General features: G+C 62.8%; 12 protein-coding genes. 5 read left to right on the top strand and 7 right to left on the bottom strand.

Translation table 11 applies throughout. From position 1 onward, the window contains the following. Position 1: 1 nt before the first annotated feature. From EHW12_RS16420 to EHW12_RS16440, 5 genes are all read right to left on the bottom strand, one after another. Positions 2-1,396, bottom strand: a complete 1,395-nt coding sequence (locus tag EHW12_RS16420) for a cytochrome P450 (protein ID WP_007728646.1) — start codon at positions 1,394-1,396, stop codon at positions 2-4. Beyond that, a complete protein-coding gene (locus EHW12_RS16425) occupies positions 1,393-2,199 on the bottom strand; it encodes an SDR family oxidoreductase (protein WP_003944110.1) in 807 nt (268 codons plus the stop codon). The genes EHW12_RS16420 and EHW12_RS16425 overlap by 4 nt, the downstream gene beginning before the upstream one ends. Continuing rightward, complete coding sequence (locus EHW12_RS16430; RefSeq protein ID WP_003944019.1) at positions 2,199-3,404, bottom strand: cytochrome P450; 1,206 nt, start codon at positions 3,402-3,404, stop codon at positions 2,199-2,201. The genes EHW12_RS16425 and EHW12_RS16430 overlap by 1 nt, the downstream gene beginning before the upstream one ends. Beyond that, positions 3,401-3,967, bottom strand: a complete 567-nt coding sequence (locus EHW12_RS16435) for a TetR/AcrR family transcriptional regulator (protein ID WP_024487471.1) — start codon at positions 3,965-3,967, stop codon at positions 3,401-3,403. Before EHW12_RS16435 ends, EHW12_RS16430 begins: the two co-directional genes overlap by 4 nt. A gap of 136 nt (positions 3,968-4,103) precedes the next feature. Continuing rightward, positions 4,104-4,961: a mycofactocin-coupled SDR family oxidoreductase gene (locus tag EHW12_RS16440; protein ID WP_047272231.1), complete on the bottom strand. Its 858-nt coding sequence runs from the start codon at positions 4,959-4,961 to the stop codon at positions 4,104-4,106. Between the two features lie 217 nt (positions 4,962-5,178). Here EHW12_RS16440 and EHW12_RS16445 point away from each other — a divergent pair, with 217 nt between their 5' ends. The 5 genes from EHW12_RS16445 (at position 5,179) to EHW12_RS16465 (ending at position 10,399) form a co-directional block, all read left to right on the top strand. Beyond that, positions 5,179-6,645 (top strand): aldehyde dehydrogenase, encoded by a 1,467-nt coding sequence (locus EHW12_RS16445; RefSeq protein ID WP_125051175.1) that lies wholly within the window; start codon positions 5,179-5,181, stop codon positions 6,643-6,645. Positions 6,646-6,705: 60 nt separating this feature from the next. After that, positions 6,706-7,455: an SDR family oxidoreductase gene (locus EHW12_RS16450; RefSeq protein ID WP_007728639.1), complete on the top strand. Its 750-nt coding sequence runs from the start codon at positions 6,706-6,708 to the stop codon at positions 7,453-7,455. Further along, positions 7,452-8,387, top strand: a complete 936-nt coding sequence (locus tag EHW12_RS16455) for an NAD(P)-dependent oxidoreductase (RefSeq protein ID WP_125051177.1) — start codon at positions 7,452-7,454, stop codon at positions 8,385-8,387. The genes EHW12_RS16450 and EHW12_RS16455 overlap by 4 nt, the downstream gene beginning before the upstream one ends. A gap of 14 nt (positions 8,388-8,401) precedes the next feature. Further along, positions 8,402-8,845: a carboxymuconolactone decarboxylase family protein gene (locus tag EHW12_RS16460; RefSeq protein WP_042450544.1), complete on the top strand. Its 444-nt coding sequence runs from the start codon at positions 8,402-8,404 to the stop codon at positions 8,843-8,845. Between the two features lie 87 nt (positions 8,846-8,932). Beyond that, positions 8,933-10,399 (top strand): FAD-dependent oxidoreductase, encoded by a 1,467-nt coding sequence (locus tag EHW12_RS16465; RefSeq protein WP_125051179.1) that lies wholly within the window; start codon positions 8,933-8,935, stop codon positions 10,397-10,399. Positions 10,400-10,409: 10 nt separating this feature from the next. Here the strand turns inward: EHW12_RS16465 and EHW12_RS16470 are convergent, their stop codons facing one another. Both EHW12_RS16470 and EHW12_RS16475 read right to left on the bottom strand, forming a co-directional pair. Then, entirely contained in the window at positions 10,410-11,231 is an 822-nt protein-coding gene (locus EHW12_RS16470; protein WP_125051181.1) for a GNAT family N-acetyltransferase, read from the bottom strand. A 102-nt stretch (positions 11,232-11,333) separates the two neighbouring features. Next, positions 11,334-12,356: an alpha/beta hydrolase family protein gene (locus tag EHW12_RS16475; protein WP_003944025.1), complete on the bottom strand. Its 1,023-nt coding sequence runs from the start codon at positions 12,354-12,356 to the stop codon at positions 11,334-11,336. Between the last annotated feature and the right edge of the window lie 2 nt (positions 12,357-12,358).

Genomic DNA, 12,358 nt, shown 5'->3' on the forward strand with positions numbered 1-12,358 from the left:
ATCACCCCTCACGCCCGGGACGTGTTCGGCGCCGGTACCTCACCGCGCACGGCTGCTGCAACTGGACGACCATCTTGCTGTGGTCGTTTCGGTAGGATTCCGACGGCTGCGCCATCTCGAACTCGAAGTCCCGCAGCAGGATCGAGAAGATCGCTTTGAGCTGCATCTGGGCGAACGCAGCGCCGACGCAGCGATGCCGGCCGGCTCCGAACGGAATCCACGTCCAGCGGTTGACGATGTCCTCTTGATTCGGGTCGATGTACCTCCCGGGATCGAAGGTGTCCGGCCGGGGAAAGTCCTCGGCGATTCGATTGGAGATCGCGGGTGTCGCGGCGACAAGATGGCCCTCTCGGATCTCGAAGCCGCCCACTTCGAAATCTCCACGTGCCACCCGCAACAGGATGATCAACGGCGGATGCAGTCGAAGGGTTTCCTTGACCACAGCCTCCAGAACCGGAATCTGGCGCAGGGCATGAAAACTGATATCGGCGCCGTCGGAGTACAGATTGTCGAGTTCGTCGACGACGTCCGTCATGGTGTCGGGATGCCGCAACATCTCGATCAACGACCACGCTGCCGTGCCGGAAGTCGTGTGGTGGCCGGCGAACATCATCGAGATGAAGATGCCGGTGATCTCGTCGGCACTGAACCGGAGGTCGCCGTTCTCGTCCTTGACCGAGACCAACACGTCCAACATGTCGCGGTCATCCTTGCCCTGCGGAGGATTCGCGATGCGCCCGTTCATGATGTCCTGTACCAGAGCGACCAACGCCAACCGGGCCTCGTCGCGGCGGCGGAAACTCTCGATCGGCGCGTACGGATCCACGAAAGCCAATGCATCCGTTCCCTGTTCGAGCTCGTGATACAGCTTGGCGAAGCTATCATCCAGTTCGTCGCGGAACTTCTTGCCGATCAGGCACGCCGACGAGGTGTAGATGGTCAGCTCGGCGAAGAAGTCGAGCAGATCGATCTCGCCTTCGTCTCCCCACTGCGCGACCATCGCCTCGACTTCGCGGCCGATCGTGGCGGCGTGCCCGCGCATCTGTTCGCCGCGCAGAGCCGAGTTGTGCAGCATCTCTTTACGCCGCTCCGGGCTGGCGTCGAAGACGACGCCTTCACCGAATATCGGCTTCATGAAGGGGTAAGCCGCTTGTTGGTCGAGATCCTCGTCGGTGGAGCGGAAGAAGAACTCGTTTGCCTCGGCTCCGGACAGCAAGATCACTGTGCGGTCGGCAAGTTGAAAGGCGCCGACGTCACCACATTCCTCACGCACCCGGCGCATGAGCGCTATCGGGTCGGTTCGCAGTTCCTCGAGATGCCCGTGCGGGAGATCCCCGCCGGACACCCGCGGCGGCTCTGGCAGTGTTCGCGACGTCTCTTGCACTCCGTGCGTCATGTCGTCTCCTGTGAGTTCGCAGTGGGAAGTTTGTCCAGTGGCGCCTCGGGCTGAACTTCGACGAGCACGATGTGTGCTCCTCGCGGCGCCGACACAACGGCGACGATGGCATTGGCGATGTCCGAGGCGCGCAGAAAGTAACCATGGCGGGCGAACCCCCACTTGCTCCACGATTCCCCGACCGGTCCGATGATCTCCGGCGTCGTGTCCATCCCCATGCCGGTCAGTGTCGGCCCGGGTCGCACGATCGACGCGCGAATGCCTGTTCCCTCGAGCTCCATTCGCATCTGACGCCCCATTGCCTCGAGCCCGGCCTTCGCTGCGTCGTACGCACCCATGAGTGGACGCTGGCGCTCGGCACAATCCGAGCCGATCAGTACGAAGTCACCGCGCTGTCGTTGCCTCATACCGGGGAGAACACGATGCGCCAATCGCTGCGCACCGACGAGGTGAACTTGGATCTGCCGTAGAAACGCCTCAGGATTCATCTCGTCCGCAGCCCCGAATTCGAGGTCTCCGGCACCGGAGACGACGATTTCCGCGGGGCCGTGGACTGCCTCTGCGGCCGAGACGAACCCGTCGACCGAATCACCGTCCGTGACGTCGAGGAAGTGGGCGAACGCTTCACCACCGTTGCTGCGGATCTTCTCGGCGATGGCTTCGCATTCGGCGACTCGACGCGCACCGAGTGCAACCGGATGCCCGAGTTCGGCCAGGGCATACGCGGTGGCTGTGCCGATTCCCGACGACGCACCACTGATCAGTGCCGGCCGGCGAACAGGATTGGGTTCGAAACGAGGCATCAGCGCACCTGCACTTTCACCGGCAGGGCCGCAAAGCCCCGGACATTTGTCGAATGAACACGCTCGATTCCGGACTCGACGACTTCGTAGTCGCTGACCCGACGCCCGAACTCCGCCAGGGCGATCTTGGCTTCGAGCTTGGCAAGGTGGGCACCGAGGCAGAAGTGCACGCCACCACCGAAACTCGCGAGTTTTCCCGACGAACTCCGGCCGATCTGGAAGCTGTCGGCATCGTCGAAGACGTCGGCGTCTCGGTTGGCCGATCCGATCAGGAGCAGGACCTTCTCCCCCGCTGGAATGGTGCGCCCGTGGTATTCGAGGTCGACAACCGAAGTCCGAGCCACGATCTGACTCGACGTGTCGTAGCGAAGAGTCTCTTCCACCCATTCCGAGGCTCGTTCGGGATCGTCGAGGACCGGTGCGATCTGCTCCCGGTGGTGCGAACCCCAGTACAGAGCGTTTCCGAGAAGCTTGGTCGTGGTCTCGTTTCCGGCCACGACCATCAGAAACATGAATCCGAGGATCTCCTGGTCCGAAAGCTTGTCTCCGTCGATCTCGGCGTCGAGCAAGGCCGAGGTCAGATCGTCCGTCCGCGATCGGCGACGCTGCGCGATCATCTCCTTGTAGTAGCCCATCAAACTGATCGAAGCCTCCACCGCAGGTTGCGGCACGTCGAGAACACCCGCCTCTCGATGCACCACCAGATCCGCCTTGCGCCGCAGTTCGGCTCGGTCGGGTTCGGGGACACCCATGAGTTCGGAGATGACGTCCATCGGCAGCTTTCCCGCCACCTCCGTAATCCAGTCGAACTCCCCCGCGCCCAGCGCGGGTATCAGATGTTGCTTCGTCAGTTCGAGTATCCGGCCGTCGAGCTCCGCAACACGCCGCGGTGTGAATCCGCGAGAAACCAACTGGCGCAACCGCATATGGCGGGGATCATCCATAGCGAGAAACGACATCACATAATGCGCGTGTGGACCGTATGCAGCGGGGTCGAGTGATACTCCGTTTGCGCTCGACAGACGCTTGTTGTCCTTGAATCCGTCGACCACGTCCGCATATCGCGACAATGCCCAAAATCCCACGTCCGGATTGTGATACAGGGGTGATTCTTCGCGCAGACGCTTGTACGTCGGATACGGATCGTCGTGAAAGTGGTAGTCGTACGGATTGAAGACCACCGGATCGATCAAAGCTTCTGTCATGATTTCTCCAGGATCAGTAGAGCTGAGGCCTCGAGGCGTCCAGCGATTTGCGCGTAGGTTCCGTAGCCGATCCCTGCCCGCAGAAGCGCCCCGGCATAAAGCATTTCGAGCGCTTCCAACACTTCGGGTTCGCCATTCGGATCCAACGCCGAGGCGAGTCGTTGATGGATCTCGAGCCCGATCCGGCCGCGAAGATGTTCCACTTCAGGGTCGGATCCGAGCAGTGCATTGGTCACGGCGGCCGATACCTCCGGTTCGTCCGCGAGAAGCAGCGCGATATTTCGAAGTACAGACAGCACGTGCGCGGTGCGATCCAACCCTGAGCCATCAGGCGCCGACGAGTTCTGAAGTCTTCGCCAGAAAACCTCTGCGACGAGATGCTCCTTGGACGCGAAATACGTGTAGGCGGTCGCAGTTCCTACACCCGCTTCGGCCGCAACCGAACGGACAGTCAGCCCGGAAAACTCTTGTTTGCGTAGAACTTTCACTGTTGCTTCGGCAAGCCTGGCCACAGTTTCCGCTTGTTTGCCCGTGAGGCGCCTGCGAGTGGATTCGTAGACAATCGATCCCCCGCCACTTGAATCGCCCCGTTTGCTGGACACGTGTCTGGACGTTACTACAGCGTCCTGTCCAGGGCAACGAAATGGGGAAACTTGGAAAATTCACCACGAACAGGCAGCAGCGACGCGAAAAGTTCTACTACAGACCGATCTTCATCCCGGCACCAGCGTCCACGCGCAGTTGCTGGCCGGTGACGAATCGCGACTCGTCCGAGGACAGGTACACGACTGCATGCGAGATGTCCGCGGGTTCGACCCACGGGATCGGCATCGCCTGCATGAACGGGAACGTCACAGCCGCATCCTCGGCGGTCGGATTCTCGAGGTCGGGACGGAACGTCCGGTACATCGGCATGCTCTGCAACATGTCGGTGTTCACATTGGTCGGATGAATCGCGTTGACGCGAATGGAACTCGGCCCGAGGGTCAGCGCCAACGAACTGGTGTAGGCCTGAATCAGCTTCTTGGCCAGGCCGTATCCGTCGCCACCCGGACCCTGGAGCGCCTGTTGCCCGTTGAATCCGGTCTGCGGCACCAGACCGGCAACAGAGCCGATCGCGATGATCGAACCCCCTTCGCCGAGGTATTCCATCGACGCGTGCACTGTATTGACGACACCGAGAAAGTTCACATCGAAGGCGTCGACGAAACCGGCGGTCGACACGTGTTTGCCCAGCGGACAGATACCGGCGTTCGCCACGACGACATGCAATCCGCCCAACTGCCCTACCGCCTCGGCAAGTGCTGTTTCGAGTCCGGCGCGATCACGGACGTCGACACGCGCCGTCACCACCTGCTGCCCGGCCTCCTTTACCAGGCGAGCGGTTTCCTCCAGATCGGCTGGACTGGCGAGCGGGTATTCGTTGCTGGCGATGTCTGCGCACAGATCGAAGGCGATGATGTGCGCGCCCTCCTGCGCGAGACGGACGGCGTGACTGCGCCCCTGACCTCGAGCAGCGCCGGTCACCAACACCACTTTTCCGTCAACTCTGTTCATTTCGACCTCTCTCCTGTGGATGTGAAGACGTGGTTGTGAATGTGCGGTGAACCGTAGCGGCGCCGCACCGGACACGAGGCGCTTTTCGTCGAAGCAGATCCGAGACCCTCTCGAGACCGCTGGGCTCTCGAAATCTCTTATGCCCCAAAAACCATTGCCTCAACCACAAGTGTGAACTAGAGTCCAGACACATGTCCAGAAAGAGAGGGTTTGCGCTATGACGCTTCGACCCGCAGACAGTTCTGCACTTCTCGTCGACGGGAAACTGGTTCCCGGATCCGGCGGGACCTTCGAAGTTTTCAACCCGGCGACCGAGGAACTGATCGGCCGTGCGGCCGAAGGCACCGCCGCGGACATGGACGCGGCCATCGCCGCTGCGCGCCGTGCGTTCGACGACACCGAATGGGCACGCGATCACGGGTTTCGCGCTCGCTGCCTGCGCCAACTGTGCGATGCACTCCAGTCCCACATCGAGGAGTTGCGTGAGATCACCGTCGCCGAGGTCGGCGCACCGGTCATGCTGACGAGCGGTCCGCAACTCGAAGGCCCGATCGAAGATCTTCGCTACTGGGCCGATCTGATCGAAACCTATTCGTGGGAACAAGATCTCGGGCACGCGTCACCCATGGGGATTCCGACCCATCGCCGACTGCTCAAGGAAGCCGTCGGCGTCGTCGGCGCAATCACACCGTGGAACTTTCCGCACCAGATCAATTTCGCCAAGCTCGGTCCCGCCCTCGCAGCCGGCAACACCATCGTTCTCAAACCCGCGCCGGACACGCCCTGGTGCGCCGCGCTGGTCGCCAAGGTGATTGCAGAAGAGACCGAGATCCCGGCCGGCGTAGTCAACGTCGTGACGTCGACGGATCACTCCCTAGGCGCGCAGCTGTGCAGCGATCCGCGCGTCGATCTCGTGTCCTTCACCGGTTCCACCGCCACCGGACGCACAGTGATGGCCACGGCCGCGCAAACTCTCAAGAAGGTCTTCCTCGAACTCGGGGGTAAGTCCGCATTCATCGTCCTCGACGATGCGGACATCAAAGGTGCATGCTCGGTTGCCGCGTTCTCCGTCTGCGTTCATGCCGGTCAGGGATGCGCGCTCAGTACCAGACTTCTGGTGCCGCGCGCTCGGTACGACGATGCTCTGGCCGTGGCATCTGCCGCGATGGCGGGTATCCGAGCCGGCGACCCCAGCGCGCGCGGAACGGTGTGTGGCCCGGTCATCTCGGCGCGCCAGCGCGCCAGGGTGGAGAGCTACCTCACCCTCGCGGTCGAAGAGGGCGGCACGATCGTGACGGGTGGGGGCCGTCCCGACGATCGCGAGAGGGGTTTCTTCGTCGAACCCACTCTCATTGCCGGGCTGGACAACTCGTCTCGCGTAGCGCAGGAGGAGATTTTCGGGCCCGTCCTCGTGATCCTTCCGTACGACAACGACGACGACGCTATCCGGATTGCCAACGATTCCCCCTACGGCCTGTCCGGGTCGGTGTGGGGCACCGATCCCGATCGCGTCGCGCACGTCGTTGCCGGTGTCAGAACCGGAACGCTGAGCGTCAACGGTGGCGTCTGGTATTCGGCCGACGCACCGTTCGGCGGCTACAAACAATCCGGGATCGGCCGCGAAATGGGCCTCGCGGGTTTCGAGGAATACCTCGAAACCAAGCTCGTCGCTTCACCTTCCTGACATTCCACACCCTCACCCCACACCCTCACCACAGAATGATCACCACGAAAGTAGGTCGACATGGGACGTTTCGACGGTCGCACCGCGATAGTCACCGGAGCAGCGCAGGGTATCGGAGAGGCGTATGCCCGCGCTCTGGCCGCGGAGGGGGCCAACGTGGTCGTGGCGGACCTCAATCGCGAACTCGGTGAAGCTGTCGCCAAGCAGATCACGGCAGACGGTGGAAGTGCCGTGTTCAAGGACGTCGACGTCGCCGACGGGGAGTCGACTGCGGCACTTGCCGACTTCACGATCGAGCAGTTCGGCAGCATCGAGCATCTGGTGAACAACGCTGCCATCTACGGCGGAATGAAGATCGATTCCCTGTTGACGGTGGACTGGGACTACTACCGAAAGTTCATGAGCGTCAACATGGACGGCGCATTGCACGTGTGCCGGGCGGTCGTACCTCATATGCGAGCGAAGGGCGGTTCGATCGTCAACCAGTCCTCCACAGCAGCCTGGCTGTACTCGAACTACTACGGACTCGCGAAAGCCGGTGTCAACAGCCTGACACAACAACTCGCGACCGAACTCGGCTGGTCGAACATCCGGATCAACGCCATCGCTCCCGGTCCCATCGACACGGAGGCGACTCGAACCGTCACCCCCGGCAACATCGTCAAGGACATGGTGAAGCGAATCCCGTTGCAGCGCATGGGAACGCCGGAGGATCTCGTCGGCATGTGCCTGTTCCTTCTCTCCGACGACGCAGGCTGGGTGACCGGGCAGATCTTCAACGTCGACGGAGGCCAGGTGTACCGGTCATGACGCAATCGGCGCCGAAAGCCAGCGCTTCGAAAACCAGACTGGGATACATCGGCCTAGGCAACATGGGCGCGCCGATGGCGCAGCGCCTCCTGGACTGGCCGGGCGGACTGGTGGTGTGTGATGCCCGCGCAGAAGCGCTCGAACCGTTCACCGCTGCGGGCGCGAGCGCAGCATCGACGCCCGCCGACGTTGCAGCGAAGGCGAGCATCATCTCCGTCACGGTGCTCGACGACGCGCAGGTACGCGAGGTTGTGTGCGGGCCGCACGGGATTCTGTCGACCGCACAGCCAGGCACTGTCGTCGCGATTCACTCCACTATCTCGGACACCACGGCGGTGGAACTCGCTGACAGCTGTCAACAGCGTGGTGTTCTGCTGGTCGACGCGCCGATCAGTGGCGGTGCCGGCGGCGCAGCGCAGGGCAGGCTGGCAGTGATGATCGGCGGCTCCGACGAGGCGTTCGGAGCCGTCCGCGAGCCCTTCGGATCCTGGGCCGAGCTGGTGGTTCACGCCGGTGACGTCGGCGCGGGAACGCGAATGAAGCTCGCACGCAACCTTCTTCACTTCGTCTCGTTCACCGCCACGACCGAGGCCGCGCGACTCGCCGAAGCAGCAGGACTCGATCTCCGCACGCTCGGAAAGGTCGTCAGGCACACCGATGCGATCACTGGTGGCGCGGGCGCGATCATGCTCCGCGACACCACCGCACCGGTCTCGGAGGACGACCCGTGGTTCTCGATACTGCGGCATGTTCGCAATCTCGGGGAGAAGGACTTGGCCTTGGCCATCAACCTCGGTGATCGGCTGAATCTCGACCTGCCGCTCGCGCACCTTGCGCTCGCCGGACTCGGTGCCGGTCTGGGCGTCGGGAATGACAGCGAAGTCAGGCCGGCCGAACCTTCAACGGCATCTACTACTCGGGAGCACGCATGACCGACACCACTCACATGACCGATGCCGGTGGAACCGACGAAAGCCGCATCTCCGAGGCCCGTGCTCGTGGCGTCGCGAAGATGAACGAGGTGTACGGCTGGGAGCTTCCCGCCGACGTTCCCGGCGACTTCTTCGCGGTCACCGCCGACCACCTCTTTGCCGACATCTGGACGCGACCGGGACTGTCGGTACGTGATCGACGACTACTCCTGATCGGTGCCATCACCGCCCAGGGGCAGAACGATGTGGCGAAGATCCAGATCAACGCTGCTCTCCACAACGAGGAGTTGACCGAGCAGCAGTTCGAAGAGGCCGCAATCTTCCTGTGCCACTACGTCGGCTGGCCGCTGGCCACCGGGCTCAACAATGCGCTGATCGCCGTGAAGGCCGACAGACGTAAAGCCGCGCGCGCCAAGGAGAAGGCCGCGGCCGATTCCGCGAAAACGGACACCGACTGACTTTCGGTCGAGATACTGCCATCAGGGCATCGATCACGCCCACCGATTCCCCCACCAACCAACCAGAAGAACGAAGGATCCGAATCCATGGCCGAGGCCAGCTCAATCCGTCCGCAGTCCTCCGCAAACATCGAGCAGTGGCACTTCGAGGCTGACGTCGTCGTCGCCGGCTACGGCATTGCCGGAGTGAGTGCTTCGATCGAGGCCGCGCGAGCGGGCGCCGACGTGTTGGTGCTCGAGCGCACGAGCGGCTGGGGCGGCGCTGCGGCGCTGGCAGGCGGATTCATCTATCTGGGCGGCGGGACCCCGTTGCAGCAGGCACTCGGGTTCGAGGACTCCCCCGCCAACATGAAATCGTTCATGATGGCCGCACTCGGTCCCGGCGCCGACGAGGAGAAGATCACTGACTACTGCGAAGGCAGCGTCGAGCACTACAACTGGCTCGTCGACAACGGTGTGCCGTTCAAGGAGAGTTTCTACGGCCAACCCGGCTGGGAAACACCCTTCGACGACGGACTCATGTATTCCGGCGGCGAGAACTCGGCACCGTTCAACACGATCGCGACACCGGCCCCTCGCGGGCACGTTCCACAGATGAGCGGCAAGCGCACCGGGGAGAAGGGCGGTGGTTTCATGTTGATGAAGCCACTGATCGAGACGGCCGAAAGCCTCGGCGTACGAGCAGAATACGACATGCGAGTCCAGCGCCTGGTCGTCGACGGAGATCGAGTGGTCGGCATCATCGCCAAGCAGTACGGCAAGGAAGTGGCAGTTCGAGCACGCACGGGTGTCGTTCTGGCGACGGGAAGCTTCGCCTACAACGAAGCGATGATCCAGTCGTACGCCCCACGGCTGATCGGGCGCCCCGGTGCGGCTATCGAAGAGCACGACGGAAAGTCCATCCAGATGGCGCAGGCTCTCGGGGCCGACCTCGCGCACATGGACGCCACCGAGGTCGCATTCTTCGGCGACCCCCAGTTGATGATCCGCGGCATTCTCGTCAACGGACGCGGCCAGCGCTACGTCAACGAGGACACGTACCCGGGAAGAATCGGCCAGGAGACGCTGCTGCGCAACGAGAATCAGGCCTACCTGATCATCAACGAAGCTTCCTACGAAGAGGGCTGCGCCGCCGACAGTTCCACACCGTTCTTCAGATTCCAGCCCAAGTGGGTGGCCGAGACCGTCGAGGAACTCGAATCCGACATGGGTCTGCCGGAAGGCACCCTCCAGTCGACCGTCGAGGTCTACAACCGCCACGCCGCCCGTGGTGAGGACCCGGTATTGGGAAAGAAGAAGGAGTGGGTCAAGCCGATCGGCTCACCCGTCGCTGCGCTCGATCTTCGCAATTTCACCGCCGGATTCACGCTCGGCGGTCTGCGCACGTCGATCAACTCGGAGGTCATGCACGTCTCCGGCGAACCGATCCCGGGTCTGTTTGCCGCTGGACGATGCACCGCCGGTGTCTGCGCTGGCGGGTATGCCTCCGGAACGTCCCTCGGAGACGGCAGTTTCTACGGGCGACGCGCCGGAGTCAGCGCTGCCAAGGGCTGAGCGTCTCTTCTCAGATGTCAGCGTCCTCGCTGCGACGTTCGAGGAACAACGTGTCACGCCACCGCCCACCCAGTTGAGCGATACGCGACCGAGTGCCGACGACTCGGAATCCGACGGCCTGATGCAAGGCGACGCTTGCCCGGTTCTCCGGGAAAATCGACGACTGCACTGTCCAGATCTCACTGGCGTCGGCGGCTTGCACCTGTCGGCGAAGCAGCAGCTTGCCCACGCCGCGCCCGCGAGCGCCGCTACCGATGTAGATGGAGTTCTCGGCGACCCCGCGGTAGCAGTCTCGCGAGGACACCGGGCTGAGGCTCGCCCAGCCTTCGACGCGGCCGTCGATCTCGGCCACCCATCGATGATCGGGTAACCATTGCGCGTCGAGCTTCTCGGCGGATGGCACCGAGGTGGTGAACGTCGCGGTTCCGGTGTCGATTCCTTCGCGGTAGATCGAGCGGACGGCATCCCAGTCGCCGGATTCCATGCGGCGCACCACCACGTCATCGGGAAGAACTCCCAGTGTGTCTTCGACCGGACCACGAGCAGCCACGACGGCGGCCGCTGCCATCAGATCGGAGTATGCCGTTCCGGCAACACTGACAACCGAAGTGCCTTCACGCACCGAAGCCTCGACAAAACCGACCTCGATCAAGGCCTCGAGGTGGGCACTCAACGCCGACGGCTCGAGTGATGCGGCGTGTGCAATCGTCTCGACGTCGATCGGACCGCCGGCAGCAAGTCGGAGCACTCGCAGCCGCGTCGGATCACCCAGGCACACAAACCTGCGCGCAAGTACGTCGGTGTCGAGGGGAGCGAGTGTTTCTGAACTCATGAGGCGACTATAACGCCGCTGACCTGCAGTTCGGTCGGCTAGGTTCGGCAAGAGTGTCCCGGAGTGAGAAACAACTCAGCCACCGACCCCAGGGTTCGCCGGCTAACGCGCACCGATCGACGCGGCAATCATCGACCACGAGTTGTGAAGATCGTCCTGCCAGTAACCCCAAGAGTGAGTGCCAGTTGCCCGGAAATCATAGGTGGCCGGGATGCCCAAGGAGTCGAGCCGCTCGGCCAAACGCTGGGTGCACTGGTTCGTCCCGGCCTCGATGACTCCACCCACGATCACCTGGTTCGCCAGAACGCCGAGGTCGCCGTTGACCATCGGTCCGCCCAGATTCTCGTGTGGGCCGGGCAGGCCCGATCCATTGCTGATGTAGAGGTCGACCCCCCGCAATCTCTCGGCGTTGACCACAGGATCGTTGGCTACCCAGCCCGGACCGCCGGGAGGACCCCACATGTTGTCCACGTTGCCGCCGCGGAATCCGACCACGAATCTCACGTAGTCCTGACCGGGTTGAGTACTCGTCTCGGCACACCCGCTGAAAGCACCGACGGCACGGTAAACGGATGGCGCCGCCTCGGCCAGGCTCAGAACCGAGGTACCTGCCATCGACAATCCGGCAACGGCATTCGTACCCGTAGTCCCGAGCGTGGCATCGACGATCGGTGGCAACTCCTGGGTGAGAAATGTGGTCCACTTGTTCAGTCCGAGAACAGGATCGGGCTTCTCCCAGTCGGTGTAGTAGCTGTAGGCACCGCCGATCGGGTTGACGACGTTGACGTTCTTGTCGCCGAAGAAGTCGACGACGTCTGTCCGTGTCTGCCACGTCGCCGTGTCCTCGCCTCCGCCGGCGCCATTGAGTAGATAGAGGGTCGGCCGGGGCGCACTCGTGTCTGCCGGCCGAATCACCTCGAGCGGAATCACCTTGTCCATCGCAGCCGAGTAGACGTACATAGTCAGCTGACGGGCGTTGATCTCCTCGACGTGATCGAGAGCTGAACCGCCTGAAGGGGATGTCGGGGCCGGGTCAGCCGAGGCCAACGCTGCTTCGCCGAACAGTCCCGTCCACGCGACGAGTGCGACGACAAGCATTGCCCGAGTACGTCCGATTCTTCTCATTG

The sequence above is a fragment of the Rhodococcus sp. NJ-530 genome, assembly GCF_003860625.1.
GTDB classification, from domain to species: Bacteria; Actinomycetota; Actinomycetes; order Mycobacteriales; family Mycobacteriaceae; genus Rhodococcus_F; species Rhodococcus_F qingshengii.

Coding starts and splice junctions, on each gene's coding strand:
- EHW12_RS16420 (WP_007728646.1), bottom strand. CDS start 1,396: ATGACGCACGGAGTGCAAGAGACGTCGCGAACACTGCCAGAGCCGCCG.
- EHW12_RS16425 (WP_003944110.1), bottom strand. CDS start 2,199: ATGCCTCGTTTCGAACCCAATCCTGTTCGCCGGCCGGCACTGATCAGT.
- EHW12_RS16430 (WP_003944019.1), bottom strand. CDS start 3,404: ATGACAGAAGCTTTGATCGATCCGGTGGTCTTCAATCCGTACGACTAC.
- EHW12_RS16440 (WP_047272231.1), bottom strand. CDS start 4,961: ATGAACAGAGTTGACGGAAAAGTGGTGTTGGTGACCGGCGCTGCTCGA.
- EHW12_RS16445 (WP_125051175.1), top strand. CDS start 5,179: ATGACGCTTCGACCCGCAGACAGTTCTGCACTTCTCGTCGACGGGAAA.
- EHW12_RS16450 (WP_007728639.1), top strand. CDS start 6,706: ATGGGACGTTTCGACGGTCGCACCGCGATAGTCACCGGAGCAGCGCAG.
- EHW12_RS16455 (WP_125051177.1), top strand. CDS start 7,452: ATGACGCAATCGGCGCCGAAAGCCAGCGCTTCGAAAACCAGACTGGGA.
- EHW12_RS16460 (WP_042450544.1), top strand. CDS start 8,402: ATGACCGATGCCGGTGGAACCGACGAAAGCCGCATCTCCGAGGCCCGT.
- EHW12_RS16465 (WP_125051179.1), top strand. CDS start 8,933: ATGGCCGAGGCCAGCTCAATCCGTCCGCAGTCCTCCGCAAACATCGAG.
- EHW12_RS16470 (WP_125051181.1), bottom strand. CDS start 11,231: ATGAGTTCAGAAACACTCGCTCCCCTCGACACCGACGTACTTGCGCGC.
- EHW12_RS16475 (WP_003944025.1), bottom strand. CDS start 12,356: ATGAGAAGAATCGGACGTACTCGGGCAATGCTTGTCGTCGCACTCGTC.